Source organism: Qipengyuania marincola, from assembly GCF_029688625.1.
Lineage (GTDB): Bacteria > Pseudomonadota > Alphaproteobacteria > Sphingomonadales > Sphingomonadaceae > Qipengyuania.
In genome coordinates this window covers 615596-635778 of the sequence record NZ_JARULC010000001.1, presented here as the reverse complement: position 1 = coordinate 635778, position 20183 = coordinate 615596, and the positions used below count along the sequence as shown (strand labels likewise).

General features: G+C 63.3%; 21 protein-coding genes. 6 read left to right on the top strand and 15 right to left on the bottom strand.

Annotation, left to right across the window (positions count from 1 at the left end):
- Nucleotides 1-8: 8 nt before the first annotated feature.
- From P8Q88_RS03185 to P8Q88_RS03140, 10 genes are all read right to left on the bottom strand, one after another.
- Complete coding sequence (locus tag P8Q88_RS03185; protein ID WP_278322373.1) at nucleotides 9-317, bottom strand: 50S ribosomal protein L23; 309 nt, start codon at nucleotides 315-317, stop codon at nucleotides 9-11.
- Nucleotides 310-933, bottom strand: coding sequence for a 50S ribosomal protein L4 (rplD, locus tag P8Q88_RS03180; RefSeq protein ID WP_278322372.1), 624 nt, complete (start codon nucleotides 931-933; stop codon nucleotides 310-312). Before rplD ends, P8Q88_RS03185 begins: the two co-directional genes overlap by 8 nt.
- Nucleotides 934-936: 3 nt before the next feature.
- Nucleotides 937-1818: a 50S ribosomal protein L3 gene (gene rplC / locus P8Q88_RS03175; RefSeq protein ID WP_278322371.1), complete on the bottom strand. Its 882-nt coding sequence runs from the start codon at nucleotides 1816-1818 to the stop codon at nucleotides 937-939.
- A 271-nt stretch (nucleotides 1819-2089) separates the two neighbouring features.
- Nucleotides 2090-2401 carry a 30S ribosomal protein S10 gene (gene rpsJ, locus P8Q88_RS03170; protein WP_006831877.1) on the bottom strand — a complete coding sequence of 104 codons (312 nt, stop codon included), beginning with the start codon at nucleotides 2399-2401 and terminating at the stop codon, nucleotides 2090-2092.
- 324 nt (nucleotides 2402-2725) lie between these two features.
- Nucleotides 2726-3901 (bottom strand): elongation factor Tu, encoded by a 1176-nt coding sequence (tuf, locus tag P8Q88_RS03165; protein WP_278322370.1) that lies wholly within the window; start codon nucleotides 3899-3901, stop codon nucleotides 2726-2728.
- Nucleotides 3902-3994: 93 nt separating this feature from the next.
- The gene (gene fusA, locus P8Q88_RS03160) at nucleotides 3995-6088 is read right to left on the bottom strand and encodes an elongation factor G (RefSeq protein ID WP_278322369.1); all 2094 of its coding nucleotides are present in this window, start codon (nucleotides 6086-6088) and stop codon (nucleotides 3995-3997) included.
- 107 nt (nucleotides 6089-6195) lie between these two features.
- A complete protein-coding gene (gene rpsG, locus P8Q88_RS03155; RefSeq protein ID WP_278322368.1) occupies nucleotides 6196-6666 on the bottom strand; it encodes a 30S ribosomal protein S7 in 471 nt (156 codons plus the stop codon).
- A 143-nt stretch (nucleotides 6667-6809) separates the two neighbouring features.
- Nucleotides 6810-7181: a 30S ribosomal protein S12 gene (gene rpsL, locus P8Q88_RS03150; protein WP_006831873.1), complete on the bottom strand. Its 372-nt coding sequence runs from the start codon at nucleotides 7179-7181 to the stop codon at nucleotides 6810-6812.
- Between the two features lie 527 nt (nucleotides 7182-7708).
- A complete protein-coding gene (locus P8Q88_RS03145) occupies nucleotides 7709-8695 on the bottom strand; it encodes a GTP pyrophosphokinase (RefSeq protein ID WP_278322367.1) in 987 nt (328 codons plus the stop codon).
- Nucleotides 8692-9747: a nucleoid-associated protein gene (locus P8Q88_RS03140; protein ID WP_278322366.1), complete on the bottom strand. Its 1056-nt coding sequence runs from the start codon at nucleotides 9745-9747 to the stop codon at nucleotides 8692-8694. Before P8Q88_RS03140 ends, P8Q88_RS03145 begins: the two co-directional genes overlap by 4 nt.
- A 348-nt stretch (nucleotides 9748-10095) precedes the next feature.
- Here P8Q88_RS03140 and P8Q88_RS03135 point away from each other — a divergent pair, with 348 nt between their 5' ends.
- Nucleotides 10096-10599: a hypothetical protein gene (locus tag P8Q88_RS03135; RefSeq protein WP_278322365.1), complete on the top strand. Its 504-nt coding sequence runs from the start codon at nucleotides 10096-10098 to the stop codon at nucleotides 10597-10599.
- Nucleotides 10600-10693: 94 nt separating this feature from the next.
- A complete protein-coding gene (locus tag P8Q88_RS03130; RefSeq protein ID WP_278322364.1) occupies nucleotides 10694-11359 on the top strand; it encodes a GNAT family N-acetyltransferase in 666 nt (221 codons plus the stop codon).
- Here the strand turns inward: P8Q88_RS03130 and P8Q88_RS03125 are convergent.
- Both P8Q88_RS03125 and P8Q88_RS03120 read right to left on the bottom strand, forming a co-directional pair.
- Nucleotides 11320-11844: a GNAT family N-acetyltransferase gene (locus P8Q88_RS03125; protein ID WP_278322363.1), complete on the bottom strand. Its 525-nt coding sequence runs from the start codon at nucleotides 11842-11844 to the stop codon at nucleotides 11320-11322. The two genes, P8Q88_RS03130 and P8Q88_RS03125, sit on opposite strands and share 40 nt — an antisense overlap.
- 114 nt (nucleotides 11845-11958) lie before the next feature.
- Nucleotides 11959-12744, bottom strand: a complete 786-nt coding sequence (locus tag P8Q88_RS03120) for a LysR family transcriptional regulator (RefSeq protein WP_278322362.1) — start codon at nucleotides 12742-12744, stop codon at nucleotides 11959-11961.
- A 141-nt stretch (nucleotides 12745-12885) separates the two neighbouring features.
- Here P8Q88_RS03120 and P8Q88_RS03115 point away from each other — a divergent pair, with 141 nt between their 5' ends.
- Nucleotides 12886-15057 carry an RNA degradosome polyphosphate kinase gene (locus P8Q88_RS03115; protein WP_446532533.1) on the top strand — a complete coding sequence of 724 codons (2172 nt, stop codon included), beginning with the start codon at nucleotides 12886-12888 and terminating at the stop codon, nucleotides 15055-15057.
- Complete coding sequence (locus tag P8Q88_RS03110) at nucleotides 15054-16532, top strand: Ppx/GppA phosphatase family protein (RefSeq protein ID WP_278322360.1); 1479 nt, start codon at nucleotides 15054-15056, stop codon at nucleotides 16530-16532. The genes P8Q88_RS03115 and P8Q88_RS03110 overlap by 4 nt, the downstream gene beginning before the upstream one ends.
- Nucleotides 16533-16555: 23 nt before the next feature.
- On the opposite strand, the gene apaG is transcribed toward P8Q88_RS03110, so the two are convergent.
- Nucleotides 16556-16954 (bottom strand): Co2+/Mg2+ efflux facilitator ApaG/CorD, encoded by a 399-nt coding sequence (gene apaG, locus P8Q88_RS03105; RefSeq protein ID WP_278322763.1) that lies wholly within the window; start codon nucleotides 16952-16954, stop codon nucleotides 16556-16558.
- Between the two features lie 316 nt (nucleotides 16955-17270).
- Nucleotides 17271-17882, bottom strand: coding sequence for a 2-hydroxychromene-2-carboxylate isomerase (locus P8Q88_RS03100; RefSeq protein ID WP_278322359.1), 612 nt, complete (start codon nucleotides 17880-17882; stop codon nucleotides 17271-17273).
- A 79-nt stretch (nucleotides 17883-17961) separates the two neighbouring features.
- On the opposite strand from P8Q88_RS03100, the gene P8Q88_RS03095 reads away from it, so the two are divergent.
- Together P8Q88_RS03095 and P8Q88_RS03090 are read left to right on the top strand one after the other, a co-directional pair.
- Complete coding sequence (locus P8Q88_RS03095; RefSeq protein WP_278322358.1) at nucleotides 17962-18447, top strand: MgtC/SapB family protein; 486 nt, start codon at nucleotides 17962-17964, stop codon at nucleotides 18445-18447.
- Between the two features lie 81 nt (nucleotides 18448-18528).
- Nucleotides 18529-18942 (top strand): DUF6628 family protein, encoded by a 414-nt coding sequence (locus P8Q88_RS03090; protein ID WP_278322357.1) that lies wholly within the window; start codon nucleotides 18529-18531, stop codon nucleotides 18940-18942.
- On the opposite strand, the gene P8Q88_RS03085 is transcribed toward P8Q88_RS03090, so the two are convergent.
- Nucleotides 18939-20144, bottom strand: a complete 1206-nt coding sequence (locus P8Q88_RS03085; protein ID WP_278322356.1) for a trans-sulfuration enzyme family protein — start codon at nucleotides 20142-20144, stop codon at nucleotides 18939-18941. The genes P8Q88_RS03090 and P8Q88_RS03085 overlap by 4 nt on opposite strands.
- Nucleotides 20145-20183 lie beyond the last annotated feature (39 nt).

Genomic DNA, 20183 nt, shown 5'->3' with positions numbered 1-20183 from the left:
CTAGCCCCTCAGATACCGCTGGTGACGTCGATGGAATCGCCGTCCTTCAGGGTGACCACGGCCTTCTTCAGGTCGTTGCGCTTGTAGGGCTTGCCCCTCCAGCGCTTGGTCTTGCCCTTCACGTTGATCGTGTTGACGCCGGTGACGCTGACATCGAAGATCGCCTCGACGGCTTCCTTGATCTGCGGCTTGGTGGCGTCGTTCGCTACCTTGAAGACGACGGCATTGTGCTCGGAAGCCAGCGTCGACTTTTCGGTGATGTGCGGTGCGAGCACGACGTCATAGTGACGCGCGGCTACTTCCTGCTTCTTAGCCATTGAAACGGCCCTCCAGCTTCTCGACCGCGTCCTTGGTGAGGACCAGCGTGTCGTGCTTCAGGATGTCGTAGACATTGGCGCCCATCGCGGGGAGGACGTTCACGCCCGGCAAGTTGCCGGCGGCCTTCTTGAAGCCGTCGTTCACGCTTTCGCCGTCGATGACGAGGACCTTGCCGGCCCAGCCATTCTTGTCGAAGTGACCCTTCAGCGCCTTGGTCTTGGCATCCTTGAGCTCGAGGCTGTCGACGACGACGAGGCCGTCCTTCGCCTTGCTCGACAGGGCCATCTTCAGACCGAGTGCGCGGATCTTCTTGTTCAGCGACTGCTCGAAGTCGCGCTTGCGCGCACCGTGAGCCTTGCCGCCGCCGATGAAGATCGGAGCGCCGCGGTCGCCGTGACGAGCCGTGCCGCCACCCTTCTGGCGACCGAACTTCTTGCCGGTACGGGCAACGTCCGAACGCTCGCGCGTCGGGCGGGCGGTGCCGCGACGGTTCTCAAGCTGCCACGTCACGACGCGGTGCAGGATGTCGGCACGCGGCTCAACGCCGAACACGTCGTCATTGAGCTCGATGTCGCCCGACGCCTTGCCGTCGATTTTCTGGACCTTCACCTTCACGGATCAGCCCTCCTTATTCTCGCCGGCGTCCTTGTCGACGCTCGGCGTGGTGCTGTTGTCATCGGCCGCGCCGGGTTCGGCATCCGCACCAGCGTCCTGCTGCTGCATCAGCTTTTCCTGCTGCTCGGGCGAAACCTCGGTGCCGACTTCCTGCTCGGCCGCGCTTTCGACCAGGCCGGGAGCGGCTTCTTCGTGCTCGAACTCGTCACGATTGCGGTACATCACGCCCGGAAACGGCAGTTCCTCGTGCTTGACCTTCACCGCGTCCTTGACGAGCAGCCAGCCATTCTTCGCGCCCGGGACCGAACCCTTGACGAAGAGCAGGCCGCGATCGGCGTCGGTGCGCACGATCTCGAGATTCTGCTGCGTGCGCTGACGGTCGCCCATGTGGCCGGCCATCTTCTTGCCCTTGAACACGCGGCCCGGATCCTGGCGGTTACCCGTCGAACCGTGCGAACGGTGCGAGATCGACACGCCGTGCGTTGCACGAAGACCGCCGAAGCCCCAGCGCTTCATGGCGCCGGCAAAGCCCTTGCCCTGCGTGTGGCCGGTGATGTCGACCTTCTGGCCAGCGACGAAGTGCTCGGCCGAAATGCGGGCACCGACCGGAAGCAGCGCTTCCTCGGTGTCGACGCGGAATTCGGCAACCTTCATCTTCAGCGGAACCTCGGCCTTGGCGAAGGCTTCACGCTGCGGCTTGTTGACGTTCTTCTGCTTGGCTTCACCCGAGCCGACCTGGACTGCGAAATAGCCATCGCGGTCTTCGGTGCGGTGAGCGGTAACCTGACAGTTTTCCAGCGCGAGAACGGTGACCGGCACGTGCCGACCGTCCTCCTGGAAGAGGCGGGTCATCCCGACTTTCTTTGCGATAACGCCTGTGCGCATCGTAAACTCCTAACACAGAGGCACACGGGCCCATCCCGCGTGCTTGCCAGCCCGTTTGTGATGCGTCGCCCCGTCCGGGCTGAGTGCAATCCGTGGCCGAAGCCCTGGAGAGCGAGACGGGGGACGCAGACCCGGATCAGATCCGGCGGTATCCCGATGTCTTGCCGAACCTTTCGGTGCGGCGGGGCTATCGAGCGCCCCGAAACTTCCTGGAAATTTAGGGTCCGACCAGGAGGACCGCACTTCCCGCCATCGCGGGAACCGCACTCGCTTAAGCGAGCTTGATCTCGACGTTGACGCCAGCCGCGAGGTCGAGCTTCATCAGCGCGTCTACGGTCTGAGCGTTGGGCTGCACGATGTCGAGCAACCGCTTGTAGGTGCGCACCTCGAACTGCTCGCGCGACTTCTTGTCGATATGCGGGCCGCGGTTCACGGTGAACTTCTCGATACGCGTCGGCATGGGAATGGGGCCACGAATAAGGGCACCCGTACGACGTGCGGTGTCTGCGATTTCACCAGTAGCCTGGTCGAGAACGCGATGATCGAACGCCTTGAGGCGAATGCGGATATTCTGAGCTTCCATTACCTACACCGATGCGAAAGAGCCAAAGGGCAGCCTTCATCCGAAAATTTGGGCAACCCTCAAAAAACAAAGGCCGGCCCCGCTATGCCCGGTTTCCCCGCAGCGGGCGGCCCTTCTGAATTGGGTTGGCGGAGACGAATCCCTGCCTGTGGGCGCGCATATACGGGGGAGACCCCGATCTGGCAACCCCCGAAATCCGCGCATTTCGTCACGCGGACCCGAGAGGCGACGAAGCGTGCCTGACGCTCCATCGCTCGCCCTCATAAAAAGCGAAGGGCCCGCCCTTCCCGCAGGAAGAACGGGCCCTGCTATTTCAGCCGAAGCTTACTTCTGGATCGAAGCAACCACGCCCGAGCCGACGGTGCGGCCACCTTCGCGGATAGCGAAGCGCAGACCTTCGTCCATGGCGATCGGAGCGATCAGCTTGACGTTGATCGTCACATTGTCGCCCGGCATCACCATGTCCGTGCCTTCGGGAAGGATCACTTCGCCGGTGACGTCGGTGGTGCGGAAGTAGAACTGCGGACGGTAGTTCGCGAAGAACGGCGTGTGACGGCCGCCCTCGTCCTTCGACAGGACGTAGACTTCAGCGCTGAACTCGGTGTGCGGCGTAACCGAACCGGGCTTCGCCAGAACCTGGCCACGCTCGACTTCTTCACGGCCGACGCCACGGATCAGGGCACCGATGTTGTCGCCAGCTTCACCGCGGTCGAGCAGCTTGCGGAACATTTCGACGCCGGTGACGGTCGTCTTGGTGGTGTCCTTGATGCCGACGATTTCGACTTCGTCGCCGACGTTCACGACGCCGGTTTCGACACGGCCGGTAACAACCGTACCACGGCCCGAGATCGAGAAGACGTCCTCGATCGGCATGAGGAAGTCCTTGTCGACCGGACGGTCAGGGGTCGGGATGTATTCGTCGACCGCGGCCATCAGTTCCTTGATCGAGTTTTCGCCGATTTCCGGATCGCGACCTTCTAGAGCGGCCAGAGCCGAACCCTTGATGATCGGAATGTTGTCGCCGTCGAAGTCGTACGAGCTGAGCAGTTCGCGAACTTCCAGCTCGACGAGCTCGAGGATTTCCTCGTCATCGACCTGGTCGACCTTGTTCAGGTACACGACCAGCTGCGGAACGCCGACCTGGCGCGCCAGCAGGATGTGCTCGCGGGTCTGCGGCATCGGGCCGTCAGCAGCGTTCACTACCAGGATAGCGCCGTCCATCTGGGCGGCACCGGTGATCATGTTCTTCACGTAGTCGGCGTGGCCCGGGCAGTCGACGTGCGCGTAGTGACGGTTGTCGGTTTCGTATTCGACGTGCGCGGTCGAAATTGTGATGCCGCGCTCACGCTCTTCGGGAGCCTTATCGATGTTCGCGAAATCGACGGCCGAACCCTGGACCTTGGTGATCGCCGCGGTCAGCGTGGTCTTGCCGTGGTCGACGTGACCGATGGTGCCGACATTGACGTGCGGCTTGTTACGCTCGAACTTTTCCTTCGCCATTTTCCAATAACCTCTGTCTTAAAATTTGGGATTTCTGCGGGTAGGAAACGGCGCCCGCTGAATCAGGCGCCGCCCCTAGACCGGTCGGCTCGCTTACGCAAGCTTCTCCTTGACTTCCTGCGCCACGTTCGCCGGAACTTCGTCGTAGTGGCTGAACTGCATCGAGTACTGTGCACGGCCTTGGGTGAACGAACGCAGCTCGTTCACGTAACCGAACATGTTCGCGAGCGGCACGTGGGCTTCCACGACCTGCGCATTGCCACGGCTGTCGGTGCCCTGGATCTGGCCACGACGGCTGTTGAGGTCGCCGATCACGTCACCGAGATAGTCCTCGGGTGTCACAACTTCGACCTTCATGATCGGTTCGAGCAGCTTGATGCCTGCCCGTTCCGCCACTTCGCGCATCGCACCGCGGCCGGCGATTTCGAACGCGATCGCGCTCGAGTCGACGTCGTGATACGCACCGTCATACAGGTTCACGGTAAAGTCGATGATCGGGAAGCCGACGAGATGGCCGCTTTCGGCCTGCTCGCGGAAACCCTTTTCGATCGCCGGAATGTACTCCTTCGGGATGTTGCCGCCCTTGATTTCGTCTTCGAAGACGAAGCCCTGGCCGCGCTCGCCCGGGGTGACCTTGACCTTGACGCGGCCGAATTGGCCCGAACCACCCGACTGCTTCTTGTGGGTGTAGTCGACGTCGACCGGCTTGCCGAGATATTCGCGATAAGCGACCTGCGGTGCGCCGACATTGGCTTCGACCTTGAACTCGCGCTTCATGCGATCGACGAGGATGTCGAGGTGAAGCTCGCCCATGCCCTTGATGATCGTCTGGCCGCTTTCGTGATCGGTCGAGACGCGGAAGCTCGGATCCTCGGCAGCCAGGCGGTTGAGGGCAACGCCCATCTTTTCCTGGTCGGCCTTGGTCTTGGGTTCCACGGACAGTTCGATGACCGGCTCGGGGAATTCCATGCGCTCGAGGATGATCGGCTTGGAGGCATCACACAGCGTGTCGCCGGTCGTCGTTTCCTTCAGACCTGCGATCGCGACGATGTCGCCCGCGAATGCCTCATCGATGTCCTCGCGGTTGTTCGAGTGCATCAGCAGCATGCGGCCGATCTTTTCCTTCTTCTCCTTCACCGAGTTCAGGACGCTGCCCTTCGACAGCTGGCCCGAATAGATGCGGGTGAACGTGAGCGAGCCGACGAACGGGTCGTTCATGATCTTGAACGCCAGCGCGGCGAAAGGCGCATCGTCCGACGACGGACGGGTCGCTTCTTCGTCGCTGTCGGGCAGAACGCCCTTGATGGCCGGAACGTCGAGCGGGCTCGGCATGTAATCGACCACGGCGTCGAGCAGGGGCTGCACGCCCTTGTTCTTGAACGCCGAGCCGCACAGCACGGGCACGAAGTCGCGGTTCATGGTACCCTTACGGATCAGACGCTTGAGCGTCGCCGCGTCGGGCTCGTTGCCCTCGAGGTACTGTTCCATAACGTCGTCGTCCTGCTCGACGGCAGTCTCGACCAGCTTTTCGCGGTACTCGGCAGCCTTGTCGGCAAGATCGGCGGGGATGTCGACATAGTCGAACTTTGCGCCGAGGTCTTCGGCCTGCCAAACGATGCCGCGCATGTTGACGAGGTCGACCACGCCCTGAAGGTCGCTTTCCGCGCCGATCGGGAGATAGAGGACCAGCGGGTTAGCGCCGAGGCGGTCGATGATCGACTGCACGCAGTAGTAGAAGTCTGCGCCGGTGCGGTCCAATTTATTCACGAAGCACATCCGGGGGACGCCGTACTTGTCGGCCTGGCGCCAGACGGTTTCGGATTGGGGCTCGACACCCGCGACGCCGTCGAACACAGCGACCGCGCCGTCGAGGACGCGGAGCGAACGTTCGACTTCGATGGTGAAGTCGACGTGGCCGGGGGTGTCGATGATGTTGATGCGGTGCTTGGGGCCTTCGCCGTCTTCGGCCGACCAGAAGGTGGTCGTCGCCGCCGACGTAATGGTGATGCCGCGCTCCTGCTCCTGCTCCATCCAGTCCATGGTCGCGGCGCCGTCGTGGACTTCGCCGATCTTGTAGGACTTGCCGGTGTAGTAGAGGATGCGTTCGGTCGTGGTGGTCTTGCCGGCATCGATGTGTGCCATGATGCCGATATTGCGGTACCGCTCCAGCGGATATTCGCGGGCCATGTGGAATTCCTCGTAAGTCGGGGGTGAGCTAACTCCGCCCCCATGTAGGGATTAGTGCGACAGTTTCGAGACCGGGAGCACGCCCCCGGTCCCAAACATGCCCCGCCTTACCAGCGGTAGTGGCTGAAGGCGCGGTTCGCGTCCGCCATGCGGTGCGTGTCTTCGCGCTTCTTGACGGCGTTGCCGCGGTTGTTCGACGCATCCATCAACTCGCCCGACAGGCGTGCGGCCATGGTGGTCTCCGGACGGCCGCGCGCAGCCGTGATCAGCCAGCGGATCGCCAGCGCCTGGGCACGCTCGGGGCGCACCTCGACCGGCACCTGGTAGGTCGCACCGCCGACACGGCGGCTGCGCACTTCGACCTGCGGCTTGATGTTGTCGAGCGCTGCATGGAACAGCTCGACCGGATTGGCCTTGGCCTTGGCTTCGACCGTGTCGAGAGCGCCATAAACGATCTTCTCGGCAACGGCCTTTTTACCGTCGAGCATGAGGTTGTTCATGAACTTCGACAGGACCTGATCACCAAACTTCGGATCAGGCAGGATCTCCCGCTTCTCGGGACGACGACGACGTGACATAACTCTTAACTCCTTCGGAGTGGTCGCTCACCTCCGTGAGCGCCCTGCGGCTCCGGCCCGCTCCCCCGCCCGGCCACCCAGAGACTACCTCACGAGGTAGCCGGGCGGGCGAACGGTCCGGAGCCGGACCAACCGCGCCAAACTTACTTCGGACGCTTCGCGCCGTACTTCGAACGGCTCTGCTTGCGGTCCTTCACACCCTGCGTGTCGAGCACGCCGCGAAGGACGTGGTAGCGCACGCCGGGAAGGTCGCGCACACGGCCGCCGCGGATCAGCACGACGCTGTGTTCCTGCAGGTTGTGGCCTTCGCCCGGGATGTAGGAGATGACTTCGCGCTGGTTGGTCAGGCGGACCTTGGCAACTTTACGCAGAGCCGAGTTCGGCTTCTTCGGGGTCGTCGTATAGACGCGGGTGCAAACGCCGCGCTTCTGCGGGTTCTGCTCCATCGCAGGGACCTTGGACTTGGCCTTCTGCGGAACGCGGCCCTTGCGGACCAGCTGGTTGATCGTCGGCATAGATTCTCTTCTCTTCACCGTTTGCGGGATTGCGCTCCGATCTCTGTCCCGTTTGCCCTGAGCCTGTCGAAGGGCCGTTCTTCTTTTCCGGCACTGCGCCAGAAGAAAGTACGGTGGTTGACCTACGGTCGGCTTCGCAACCGACAAGCTCAGCACGAACGGGTGAGGAAGGTTCGCTCACCCATGAAAGTGGCGACTAGGGGTTGCAGATGGATTGTTCGGGGCCTCGCGCTTTGCCGTCACCCCGGACTTGATCCGGGGTCCAGCTGGACAAAACGCCGCGCGCAGCGCGACACATCGCCTACCAGCACGAGCCTGAAACACTCCACCCACCGGCCCCACGGCCACCGGGTTACTTTGACGGCTGCCCACCGGCGGGAGGGATACCCCCGCCGCAATAGAAAAGAGCCCGAGTGCATGACGCACCAGGCCCCGGGACATGACCGGCAATGTTCAGCTCTATCTGACCGACGGTGGACGAATCCAACACCGGATGGCCGCGCACTTAGGGGGAATGGGGGGTGGGGTCAAGTCGCGCTTTCGCCCAAGTCATTCAACAGCGGCTCAATTTCTCTATCCGTAAGACGCCAGTTTTCGAGAGCTCGTTGACCACGCTTCACGATATCGAGATAGACTAGCCAGATTGACGGCTGTTTGAAAATTGGGTTCCCCTCGCTGACGCGCTCTTTTACCCTATCAACCAAGAAGGGCTTTTCGGCGATAAGTTTTTCGACTTCCAATGCGTATTCGCCTTCGGCTACCGTGTCGTAGCCGTCCAAAATAAGCCCCTCGAGTATAGTTGGTTCAGCGGCAAAGCCGACCTCCTTCCTATAGATTTCGGAAAGTGTCGTTGTCACCTCGCTGAGTGAGCCGATGATGTTTGCCACACGACCTGACACTTTCTCGAAATAGTCGTTGGTTGCCTCCAACAAAGCCATTGCTTTGGCAGCGTCACGTTTCATCTCCGACGTCGCCTGAATCTGAGGTTTATAAATCGTATCGTGCGTCAGTTCGCTATAGGCATGCTGAAGCAACGTCTTAATCTGGACTTCGCAAGGGGTGCCGGCGGAAATTCCAACGCCGCCAAAATCCAGATCGCTTTTGCACCTCACCACGTAGTGGACAGCAGCGTAGTCAAAAGAGATGGGATTCCTATTTTGTTCCTCTTCGTAATCGCGATCTTTTGAGAATTCAAGCCCATCAACACTCATGAGCGCTTCTTCGGCAACCTTTATATCGCTGCCCAAAAGTACCACGAACCGCACTCCCACCTTGTCCGTGATGTCGTCGTAGGGGTTTGGATAATTCTTGCCGCGATAGAATGCCTTCGCAACTAGACCATCAGCATCCTTCAAACGTGGGCGAGTGGCCGTTCGCAAGAAATAATCGACATCAATAGGTGAGGTAAGCGGACGAAGCTTAGTGCGAACTTCTTGCGCAACGAACTGTCCAAACGCTTCATAACCGACCTTCTCACGATCCCAACGCTGCAAAAATTCTTGGTCGCGGGTCATTCTTGCCCTTCCACGCGGCCACGCACGATAATACGAGTCCACTGCCTACCGTTTTCACCCTCGATGTCCTCTATGGTTACAAGGTCAGCTACAGCCTCTGGTGGCCCCGATAGCTGAATCTTTCGGGGGAACCGAACCCTTCGCATACGTAGCTGTCCTTCCACCTCCGATAGGTCTCTTGGCATAGCTCTCGTAGTAACACCTCGATCACGCATAAAATCGCGATATTGCTGCTCCACGTCGCCCGCCAAGAACCGTTCGGCAAATTCGCCGACCTGGATCGTAGGCGTACGCTCAACTTTTAGATACGAATACAAGGAGTTGAAGAGGTCTACACGTTCCTCAGGGGGAAGGCCCGCAGAGGCAATAAAATCCTTCGAACTTTCGAAAAACCTTCGCACTAAAAATGCCGCGTTTTCCGGCATCCCGAGGCCGAGGAAGCTGGAATGAAAATATGTAGCCGCTCCGTCTCGGTTTCGGGCCGACAAATTGCTATCAAATACATAAGGTGTGAAGCGCTCATCCAAGCGCTGGGCACCTTCGTCGGTTTCGACAAAGATCGCGATTTTGTAGAGTTTCGCCTTTGGGCTCAGGAAAAGGTTATCTACAAACGTCGCTTGCAGGTCGTCTTCGCGAAGAAAAGCTTCTTGCAATTCCGCTTTCATTACAGCGAAATATCGCCGTGCAGGGTGTCCCACCAGACCGTCGAAACACGCGACTATGCCACCCGGATATGATCTAGACGTTTGAGCTTGAGCTAAAAGCTCGGCGAACTCAAAGCTGTTTCGCACGAAAGCAGCGTTATCGGTTTCTAAAAGCGCGAGGCCCTTTTCTGCTGCTGAACCACCGAATGGCTCTAGGACCTCCATCTCCATACATTTAGCATCGCTGCGGAAAGCGCCAATGATGCGGCTCTGAAAAGCGCGGCGGGCATCACCCTCAAGGTCAAGCTGCCGCGTGCCACGAAGAGGCTCTTGAATAGAACCATCATCCGCTCTCCGGTAAACCTCATGCAACGTGACGCGCCGAATAGAGAAATTTTCTAAAAGCATGAGCCCCTCGAAGAGCCTGAACAAAATTGAATAAAGCTGGTCTCATTTGTTATAGAGCCAACTGGTCCGACGCCAAGCGCTTCTACTCAGTTATCCTTCCAGAAAATTCGGAGATGTGTCCAAAGTCGATCTAACCTCCGCACCACCAGCCAGACGCTGCATGGCGCCCACGAACCGGATTTCGCGAGCTAGAAACCATTTTCCTACTCCGCAGTTTTTTGTTTTCGTCCCTCAAACGCCGGGCGGAGCGCATCCGCGCTCCTTGGCTTCGCGGCATAAGCCGCGGCGGGCGGCCGCCCTTGCCTCGCCTGCGGCTCGGTGATTTCGCCAGATAGAGAGGTTCCGCTTTTGTCAGACCGCCCCACCCCCACCCGCGCCATTGCGCGTCAGGCGACCTCCGCCGTCGCCTATACCTCCGACCTGCCGGAGGAGGACGATCCGCTCCTCGCCTTCACCCCCTATCTCCATAAGCAGCCGCGCCGCAATTCGATCACGCCCAATCTCCAGCGGCGCTTCGTCGCCACGCTGGCGGCGACCGGGATCGTCGTGCAGGCCGCCCGCTCGATCGGGAAGAGCATGGAGGCGCTCTACAAGCTGCGGAAGCTGCCCGGGGCGGAAGGGTTTGCGGCGGCGTGGGACGAGGCGGTGGAATACGGCGTGTGGCGGCTGGAGGACTGCGCGACGGAACGGGCGCTGGCCGAGGGGTTCTCCAACCCGCGGGCCAATTCGCTATTGTGCTTCATCCTCGCCTATCGCGGCCAGTATCGCGAGGACATGCGGCGCATCGTCGCCGGCCACCCGCTCTACGAAAACATCCGCGACGAAGTGCTGGCGGAGGAAGGGCTGGTCTGACGGCCTCGCCGCCAACCGTGGCCGCTCTGGCGCGGCTGCGGGAAAGGCCCTACCCTGCCTGCTCGCACGGCAAGCGGTTTGCAGGGAATGCGCGATGACGGAGAGGCAGGACAGCGGCCAGAGCAGCGAACGGCGCTGGACCGGCGCGTGCGGCGATGCCTCCATCCAGACGCGGATGGAGGACGGGCGGCGCATCTGCATCCGCACGGTGACACCCGCCGACGAGGCGCGGCTGCGTGAAGGGATCGCGCGGATGAGCCCGCGCTCGCGCTACCTGCGCTTCTTTTCCGGCGCCACGACCCCGCCCGACTGGGTGATCGACCGGCTGCTGGATGCCGACGGCACGCTGCACCTCGCTTGGGGGGCGATCGACCTGACCGACGCGCGCGAGCCGGCGGTGGCGGTGGTCCATGCGATGCGGCCCGATGCGGGGGAGCGGGTGATGGAGTTCTCGGTCGGCGTGCTGGACGAGTACCACGGGCGCGGGCTCGGGCGGTTGCTGACGGCGACGCTGCTGCTGGATGCGCGCGACGAGGCGGTGGATGCGTTCAGCGCGCATGTGCTGGCGGAAAACGAGGCGGCACGCGGCTTCATCCGCAAGCTGGGGGCCGAACGCGTGGGCCAGCGCGGGCCGGAGGCGGAGTACCGGCTGGAGGTCGCCCCGGCGCTGGCCAAGCTGCGCGGGGAGACCGACCCGCCGGGCCTTGCCGACGTTTTCGCTTACTTCGACGGTCTGGAATCGGAGGCGAGCAGGCCGTAGACCGCGACGTCGCACAGACCCTTGTGGGTGGTCTCGTGCTCGCGGAACAGCGCCTCGCGAGTGAAGCCGAGCCGTTCGAGCAGGCGGATGGAGGGGGCGTTCTCGACATCGACCTCGGCGATGAGCTTGCGGATGCCCCTGGCGAAGAGGTGCTCGATCAAGGCGGCCGTGCATTCGCGCGCCACGCCCTCGCCCTGCCGCTCCCTGCAGGTGATGTAGCCGATCTCGAGCACGCCGTCCTCATGGGCGGGTACGGCGACGAAGCGGCCAGCCACCCGGCCCTCGCCATCCTCCGCGATCCAGGTGCGCCCCGGCCAGTCCGGCGCGGCGAGCCAGCCCCACAGCTCCTCCGGCGAAGTGAATGCGGGACGCGAGAGATAGAGGCACTGCGCCTCGTCGGACATCGTCGGGAACAGCGCCTGCTCGTCGCCTGCGCGCAAAGGGCGCAGAGTGAAGCGCTCGGTGTGCATGGTGGAATCGGTCATGGTGCGCGGTGATAACCGAGGCACCAGCCGAGGCAAGCGTGACCACGCGCCCGCAGCGGGTGCAGCTTGCTGCACGTCTAGCGAGGACGCAGCCGAGGATGCGGCTGCGAAAGACTAGGACGTCAGGAAGGCGACCAGCGCCTTGACCTTCTTCGTCCGCCACTGCGGCGTCGGGGCGACCAGCCAGTAGGCGCGCGTGCCCGGCTCCGGCCCGTCGAGCAGCTCCAGCCGCCCCGCCTCGATCGCATCCTTGGCGAGCAGTTCGGGCAGGATCGCCCGGCCCAGCCCCGCCATCGCGGAGGACAGCGCCTGCCCGGCATTGCTGACGGTGACATGCGCCGGCTGGCCGTCCTGCAGCGGCAGGCCCCAGTCGATCCAGCGATCGGGCGCGCCGGGGGCAGCCACCGTCACGCGGCGCGCGGCGGCCAGTTCGACACCCTGCAGGTCGCCCGGCCCGTCGACCAGCCGGATCGCGAAGTCGAGGTTCACCTCGGTGAAATCGGCATTCTCGTCGGGCACGAAGGTGAAGCTGATGTCGGGATTCTCCGCGACATACTTTGCCAGCCGCGGCGCCAGCCATTGCGCGTAGAATTCGCGCGGCACGGCGATGGTATAGCTGTCGTTCGCCTGCCCGGCCTGCATGGCGGACACACTTTCCTCGAACTTGAGGAAGCCTTCGCGCAGGGCATCGAGCCCGGCCGCGCCTTCCTGCGTCAGTTCCAGCCCCTTGCTGGTACGGCGGAACAGCACGGTGCCGAGGTGATCTTCCAGCGCGCGAATCTGCTGGCCCACGGCGGCGGGCGTCACAGCCAGCTCGTCCGCGGCGCGGGTGAACGAGAGGTGCCGGGCGGCGGCATCGTAAACGCGCAAGGCGTTCAGGGGCAGGTGCGTGCGCTTCATCGGACAGGCGACTTAGGCAATGCTGCGTTGCGGCACAAGCCATGCGATCGCCTAGCCCCGACACCGCCATGCATGCGCAAACCCTTGTCACGCCCCTGCAACATGCGCCAGACACGTGCCATGGCCAACACCCCGCTCGCGATGAACGACGATACGACCTCTGTTTCGGCCCCCGAGAAGCCGCCGCGGTTCGACACGCCGGAAACGCGTTACGTCAATCGCGAGCTGTCCTGGCTCAGCTTCAACCGCCGCGTGCTGGCCGAGGCTGAGAACGAGGCATTTCCCCTATTGGAGCGGCTGCGCTTCCTGTCGATCAGCGCCAGCAATCTCGACGAATTCGTGATGATCCGCGTCGCGGGTCTCGAAGGGCAGGCCAGCCGCGGTCTGGAAACGCTCGGTATTGACGGCCGCGATCCGCGCCAGCAGCTCGAGGCGATCCGCGAACAGATGGGCGCGCTGGTCGTGCGGCAGCAACGCGTGCTCGACGATCTCCGGCGCCTGCTCGCCATCGAAGGTATCTGGATCGCCACAATCGAGGATCTCGACAAGAAGCAGAAGGCCTGGCTGCAGGACTATTTCGAAAACGACATCCTGCCGCTGATCACCCCCCAGGCGATCGACCCGAGCCACCCCTTCCCCTTCGTGGCCAATTTCGGTGCCGGCGTGATCTTCCGGCTGAAGCGCGGCAAGCGCAAGGCCGACCTGATGGAAATGGTCCTGATCCCCCCCGCCGCCCCGCGCTTCGTCCGGGTGCCGGGGGAAAAGGCGGTGTATGTTTCCATCGAACAGCTGGTGGTGCAATTTGCCAATCTGCTGTTCCCGGGCTTCAAGATCCTCGGCGACGGGCTGTTCCGCGTGCTGCGCGACAGCGACATCGAGGTGGAGGAAGAAGCCGAGGATCTCGTGCGCTATTTCCGCACTGCGATCCAGCGCCGCCGCCGCGGGAATGTCGTGCTGCTGGAACTGGACGACGAATGCGACGAGGTGGCCGAAGCGCTGCTGCGCGAGCAGTTCGAGGTCGATGAGGCGATGACCGTCAAGACCAGCGGCATGCTGGGCCTGGCCGACCTTTCCGCCGTGTGCAGCGAACCGCGGCCCGATCTGAAATTCGACCCCTTCAGCCCGCGCTATCCCGAACGCATCCTGGCGCATGACGGCGATTGCTTTTCCGCGATCCGCGAGAAGGATATCGTCATCCACCACCCCTACGAGACGTTCGAGGTCGTGGTCGATTTCCTGCGCCAGGCGGCGCGCGATCCGGCGGTCGTGTCGATCAAGCAGACGCTCTATCGCGCGGGCGACCAGTCTCCCGTGATCGCGGCGCTGATCGAGGCGGCCGAAAACGGCAAGGCAGTGACCGCCGTGGTGGAGCTGAAGGCGCGCTTCGACGAGGAACGCAACCTGCAATGGGCAACCGAACTGGAACGCGCCGGCGTGCAGGTGATCTATGGCTTCACCGAATGGAAGACCCACGCCAAGGTCAGTCTGGTGGTGCGTCGCGACGAGGATGGCTATGCCACCTATTGTCACTTCGGCACCGGAAACTACCACCCGGTCAACGCCAAGATCTACACCGATTTCAGCTATTTCACCGCCGATCCGGCCCTGGGCCGCGACGCCGCGAAAATGTTCAATTTCGTCACCGGCTATATCGAACCGACCGATCTGGAAAAGCTGGCGATCTCGCCCATCGGCTTGCAGGACAAGCTCTACCAGCTGATCGATCGCGAGATCGCCAATGCGAAGAAGAACAAGCCTGCAGGCATCTGGGCCAAGATGAATTCGATCACCAATCAGGGCGTGATCGACAAGCTCTACGAGGCGAGCGCGGCCGGGGTGGAGATCGTGCTGGTGGTGCGCGGCATCTGCTCCCTGCGGGCGGGCGTGCCGGGCCTGTCCGACAATATCAGCGTGAAGTCGATCATCGGCCGCTTCCTCGAGCATTCGCGCATGTGGGTGTTCGCCAACGGGGCCGACCTGCCGAGCAAGAAGGCGGATGTCTGGATCACCAGCGCCGATGCGATGAGCCGCAATCTCGAACACCGGGTGGAAGTCCTGGTGCCGGTCACCAACAAGACCGTGCACGACCAGCTGGTCGATCAGGTGATGCTTGCCAATATTCTCGATACCGAGCGCAGCTGGCGGCTGGGACCCGATGGCCAGTACGAGCGCATGCGGGTGGATGGCACGGACGGCCGCAGCGGCTTCAATTGCCACCAGTATTTCATGGACAACCCCTCGCTGTCCGGGCGCGGCTCGGCGCTCAAGTCGCAGGAAGTGCCGCGCCTGACGCTCAAGGGCGAGACGGCGTGAGGTCGCGCCACGCGCAGGCCGCCCGCCTGCTGAAACCGCCGCGTGCGGTGATCGACATCGGCTCCAACACCGTGCGGCTGGTGATCTACGAAGGCAGCAAACGCGCGCCCGAAACGGTCTGGAACGAGAAGGTTGCCGCGCGGCTCGGCCGCGACCTGTCGGAAACCGGACGCATACCGCAGGAGGCCGAGGACGAGGCGCTGGCGGCGCTGGCCCGCTATGCGCTGATCATCCGCGACCTGGGCATCGAGGACGTGCAGGCGGTGGCGACCGCCGCCGCGCGCGATGCGGAGAACGGGCAGGAATTCCTCGACAAGGTTGCCGAGCTCGGCCTCGAACCGCGGCTCCTGTCGGGTGAGGAGGAAGCGCGGATATCGGCCAATGGGGCGCTCGGCGCCTTTCCGGGCGCGCATGGCGTTGTGGCCGACCTCGGCGGCGGCAGCCTCGAACTGGTCTCGATCCATTCCAACGCGTGCCACCACGGCAAGTCGCTGCCCTTCGGCACGCTGCGGCTGCCGGCGCTGCGAGCGCAGGGCGGATTCGACCAACGCGTGCATGAGGCACTCGAAGACATCGACTGGGCGGCAAGCCATCCGGGGCCGCTCTACATGATCGGCGGGACATGGCGCGCGCTGGCGGCCTATGCGATGCGCGAGCTCGACTATCCGCTCGACGATCCGCACGGTTTCATGCTGTCGGTCGAGGATGCGGATCGGATGGCGGCCGAACTGGTCGATGCAAAGCCGGACAAGCTGTCGAATATCAGCGGCATCTCCAGCATGCGCGCCGAATATCTGCCCAATGCTGCCGCGCTGCTGCGCCCACTGCTGGCGGAGTTCGAGCCGGAATCGCTGGTGTTTTCGAGCTGGGGCATCCGCGAGGGGCTGCTCTATTCGCGGCTCGACGCAGCCCAGCAGGCGCGCGATCCGCTGCTCGCCGGGGTGGCCGCCTTCGCCGCGGTGCGCGACAGCCATGTAACCGATGCGACGCTGGTTTCGGCGTGGACCGCTGATCTGGTCGAAAATTCGAAGCCGGGGGACGAACGCAAGCGGATCGCCGCCGCGCAGCTTGCCGCCGCGCTGCGCCGGGTGGAGCCCAATCTGCGGCTCAACCATGCGGTCGAATGGTCGCTCGACAAGCGCTGGATCGACCTCAGCCCGCGGGGCCGCGCGATGATGTGCGCGGCACTCGTCGGCTCGCTGAGGCGGACCGAGTTGCCCGACCGCCTGCGCGTCCTCGCCAGCGACGACGATCTGCGCGAAGGCATGACCTGGGGCCTTGGCTTGCGGCTGGCCCAGCGTCTGGGCGCGGGCACGCGCGAGAGCCTGTCGCACAGCCGCCTGCTGCGCGAGAACGGGGCGCTGGTCTTGCAGCTCGATCCGGAACGGGCGGCGCTGGCCGCAGGGCCGGTCGAAAGCGAACTGTCCATGCTGGCCGACTGGCTCGGGCTGGAAGCGAAAATTTCGGTTGGCTGAGGACCCGGCGCCTGCCGGCGCGATCAGTCCGCCGTGGCAGGCGCGGCGAGCGGGAAGAACGGGATCCTTACTTCCAGCGGCGAGCCGTCTTCGGCGTGGAAGGTGTAGAAGCCTTCCATCGAACCATGCGGCGTTTCGAGCGGGCATCCGCTGACGTAATCGTGGCTCTGCCCCGGCATCAGCACCGGCTGTTCGCCGACCACGCCCTCGCCATCGACATGCGCGACCATGCCGCGCCCATCGGTGATGCGCCAGTGGCGGGTCATCAGCTGCACGCGCTCGTGCGAGCCGTTCTCGATGCGGATGTGATAGACCCAGAACCACTTGCCCGCATCGGGCTGCGACTGTTCGGGGAGGAAATTCACCGCGACCCGGACGGTGATCCCGTCGGTCGTGGCGGCATGCTGGAAAAGCTCCTTGATCACGCTTCCCAAGGTAATGGTCCTGCGCACGGGTGCAAGGGCCTGTTCGGCCGCGCGGGGCAGTTATCCTCCGTTGAGCGGGCCCTGAAATGGTTAAAATCGGTTTACCCTGTCGCGATAGACCGCGCTAATATCCTTAGCATTACCTTACGGCACAGGGATTTTCGTAACGGGACGGAACGGGACAGGTTCGATGGTCTATGCATTCATCCAGCGGCTGGTTCGCGACCAGAGCGGGAACGGCGCCTTCTGGGTCGCCCCCGTCATCATGGCGAGCACGACGCTGCTGGCACTCTCTTAAGGCGCAGCCTGCCGCTCAGGGCCTGCCGCCCGCGAGATAGCGCTCGATCTGTTCGAGCCGCTCCTTGCCGAACCACATCTCTTCGCCGACGAAGACGGTCGGTATTCCGAATGCGCCCCGCTCCACCGCGTGCTCGGTATTCTTCGCAAGCTGCGACTTCACGTCCGGATCCTGCGTCGAGGCGAGCAGCCGCTCGGCGTCGAAGCCCCCCTCCTCCAGCACGGCGCGCACCGCCTCTGCATCGCCGCAATCGATGTTCCTTTCCCACACCGCCGGCTGGAAGAGGTCGACCAGCGCCTGCATCTGTGCCTGGTCCTCGGCGGCGACCAAGATGCGCTGGAGCAGGATCGAGTTGAATGGCAGCGCGGGATGCATGCGAAAGCGGGTCATCGCATGCCGGTCGAGGAAGCGCTGGAATTCCAGCGCGGCATAGGGAACTTTCCCCTTCACATCGGCATCGCGCATCATCGGCGGCGAATTTCCGGTCAGCTTGTGCATCCCGCCCAGGAACACGGGCGTCACCATCAGTTCAGCCCCGGTCCGCGCGGCAATATCCTTCAGCGGATACCAGGCGAGATAGCCATTGGGCGCTGCGAGATCGAGAATGTATTCGATGGTTTTCGTCATGGTCCGCCCTTGATGCCGACGCTCCGGTTGCGTCGGCAGGTTTGACGGAAACGAACGCAAGCCGCAACGTTGGCCATTCATGACAGATATGTTTCAGCCAACCACGCTTAGCTGGCTGGAGGTCACAGCCCGGCTCGCGGCAGCAGTGATCTTCCCGCTCATCGTCGGCCTCGAACGGTTCTTCCACAAGAAACCGATCGATTTTCGCCCCTTCGTCATAATCTCCGTCGCAGCCTGCGGCCTTCTGATCGGATCCATCGAGCTGTTGCAAACAACCAGCGGCGACGAGCAGGCGCGAATCGACCCGACACGCGTTATCGAGGGGGTCATCACCGGCATCGGCTTCATCGGTGCCGGAGCGATGTTCCGCCAAGGCAATTACGTGCAGGGCGCAGGTTCTGCCGCATCAATCTGGTGCGCAGGGGCGATCGGGCTCGTCTGCGGGATGGGTGAGTTGTGGCTGGGGGCGGTCATTGCTCTCCTGGTGCTGATACTATTGCTGGTCAGTCGACCCTTCACCGAACGCTGGGACCCCGGCAACCACCCTGCGCAGGAACAGGAATGAGCGAGGCACCTCACGAAGACCTTTCCACTTCCTAATTGAGAATGACTTGCATTAGCACGATTGCGTTGTAGTAAGCGGGGCATGAAAACACCTGCCGCCGCTCCGTCGCTCGCCGTCCCGCTTCCTGCCAAAAGGGAGCTCTCGCTTGCCCTCGTTCTGATCCGCCGCATGGCGATGAAGGGGCCGGAGGATTCGCGCGCGGCCATGCTCGCGCTCGACGTCTCAGGCCGGGGCTTCCGCCGACTTCTTGCCCTGGTGCGCTGCTTCATGGTCGAGCTCGCCCACACGTCGCGCCGGACGATCTGCCTCGCGCCATGCTGTGCGCTCGGCATGACGCGGGACGAGGCGCTGATTATGGACCTGCTGAGCAAGGCCGATCTGGCGACCTACGCCGCCCTCACCGATGACAGCGCGTGCCACCGCGCATGCTCCGCCGCGCAGGCGCTCGGCCAGGAGCTGGCCGACCTCGCCCTGCGCAAGGGCTGGCGCAGCTAGAGCCCGGCCGCCGCCAGGGCGCGGTCGAGGTCCTCCTTCAGGTCCTCGACATCCTCAAGCCCGACATTGATCCGCAAGAGGCCCTCGGTCACGCCCATCTCGGCGCGCGCCTCTTCGCCCATATTGGCGTGGGTGGTGCTGGCCGGGTGGCACATCAGGCTGCGCGCATCGCCGATATTGTTCGATACGTCGATCAACGCGAGCGCGTCGAGGATTGCGAAGGCCGTCGCCCGGTCGCCCACATCGAAGGCGAAGATCGGGCCGGTGGCGACCATCTGCTTCGTCGCAAGATCATGCCTCGGATGGCTCGGCAGCCCGGGGTGGAGCATCTTCGGGACGCGGCTTTCGATCGCCCTGCCGAGTTCGACGGCATTTTCGCTCTGCCGCCGCGCGCGCAGGTCGAGCGTTTCCAGCCCCTTGTGCACCACCCAGGCATTGAACGGCGCGATATTGGGACCGGTGTTGCGCTGAAAGGGCAGCAGCACCTCCTCGATCCATTCCTGCGATCCGCAGACCGCGCCGGCCAGCACCCTGCCCTGCCCGTCCATCAGCTTGGTCGCGCTATAGGCGACCACGTCCGCGCCGAATTCCATCGGTTTCTGCAGCGCGCTGGTGGCAAAGGCATTGTCGACCACGCTGGTGATGCCATGCGCTCTCGCGACGCCGCAGACATGCGCCAGATCGACCACGTCCAGCGTCGGATTTGCGGGCGTCTCGAAGAAGAAAGCCTTGGTATTCGGCCGGATCGCGGCCTCCCACGCATCGTCGTCGGCACTGTCGATGACGCTGGTCTCGATCCCGAAGCGCGGCAATAGGTGGTCGAGCAGCCAGCGGCACGAGCCGAAAGCGGCGCGCGCGCCGACCACGTGATCGCCTGCGGAGAGCTGGCACAGCAGCGCGGTGGTCATCGCGGCCATCCCGCTCGCCTGAGCGCGGCACGCCTCGGCGCCTTCCATCAGCGCGATACGCTCCTCCAGCATGGCCACGGTCGGGTTCTGGAGGCGCGAATAGGTCATGCCCTGCGCTTCGCCCGCGAAACGGTCGGCCACGGTCTGCGCATCGTCATAGGTATAGCCGCTGGTGAGGAACAGTGCCTCGCTGGTCTCGCCATGCTCGCTGCGCCAGGTGCCACCCCGTACGGCCTGCGTCGCGGGGCGCCATTGCGAGGTGATCGAACGGTCCATGCCGGTGGTCTTCTTCATGGCATGCGGGATAGCATGGCGCGCTGGCGCGGCAAGCGG

What these genes read in the sequence shown, in the direction of transcription:
- P8Q88_RS03185 (WP_278322373.1), bottom strand. Translation starts at nt 317, where the DNA reads ATGGCTAAGAAGCAGGAAGTAGCCGCGCGTCACTATGACGTCGTGCTC.
- rplC (WP_278322371.1), bottom strand. Translation starts at nt 1,818, where the DNA reads ATGCGCACAGGCGTTATCGCAAAGAAAGTCGGGATGACCCGCCTCTTC.
- rpsJ (WP_006831877.1), bottom strand. Translation starts at nt 2,401, where the DNA reads ATGGAAGCTCAGAATATCCGCATTCGCCTCAAGGCGTTCGATCATCGC.
- tuf (WP_278322370.1), bottom strand. Translation starts at nt 3,901, where the DNA reads ATGGCGAAGGAAAAGTTCGAGCGTAACAAGCCGCACGTCAATGTCGGC.
- fusA (WP_278322369.1), bottom strand. Translation starts at nt 6,088, where the DNA reads ATGGCCCGCGAATATCCGCTGGAGCGGTACCGCAATATCGGCATCATG.
- rpsG (WP_278322368.1), bottom strand. Translation starts at nt 6,666, where the DNA reads ATGTCACGTCGTCGTCGTCCCGAGAAGCGGGAGATCCTGCCTGATCCG.
- rpsL (WP_006831873.1), bottom strand. Translation starts at nt 7,181, where the DNA reads ATGCCGACGATCAACCAGCTGGTCCGCAAGGGCCGCGTTCCGCAGAAG.
- P8Q88_RS03145 (WP_278322367.1), bottom strand. Translation starts at nt 8,695, where the DNA reads ATGACCCGCGACCAAGAATTTTTGCAGCGTTGGGATCGTGAGAAGGTC.
- P8Q88_RS03140 (WP_278322366.1), bottom strand. Translation starts at nt 9,747, where the DNA reads ATGCTTTTAGAAAATTTCTCTATTCGGCGCGTCACGTTGCATGAGGTT.
- P8Q88_RS03130 (WP_278322364.1), top strand. Translation starts at nt 10,694, where the DNA reads ATGACGGAGAGGCAGGACAGCGGCCAGAGCAGCGAACGGCGCTGGACC.
- P8Q88_RS03125 (WP_278322363.1), bottom strand. Translation starts at nt 11,844, where the DNA reads ATGACCGATTCCACCATGCACACCGAGCGCTTCACTCTGCGCCCTTTG.
- P8Q88_RS03120 (WP_278322362.1), bottom strand. Translation starts at nt 12,744, where the DNA reads ATGAAGCGCACGCACCTGCCCCTGAACGCCTTGCGCGTTTACGATGCC.
- P8Q88_RS03115 (WP_446532533.1), top strand. Translation starts at nt 12,886, where the DNA reads ATGAACGACGATACGACCTCTGTTTCGGCCCCCGAGAAGCCGCCGCGG.
- P8Q88_RS03100 (WP_278322359.1), bottom strand. Translation starts at nt 17,882, where the DNA reads ATGACGAAAACCATCGAATACATTCTCGATCTCGCAGCGCCCAATGGC.
- P8Q88_RS03095 (WP_278322358.1), top strand. Translation starts at nt 17,962, where the DNA reads ATGACAGATATGTTTCAGCCAACCACGCTTAGCTGGCTGGAGGTCACA.
- P8Q88_RS03090 (WP_278322357.1), top strand. Translation starts at nt 18,529, where the DNA reads ATGAAAACACCTGCCGCCGCTCCGTCGCTCGCCGTCCCGCTTCCTGCC.
- P8Q88_RS03085 (WP_278322356.1), bottom strand. Translation starts at nt 20,144, where the DNA reads ATGAAGAAGACCACCGGCATGGACCGTTCGATCACCTCGCAATGGCGC.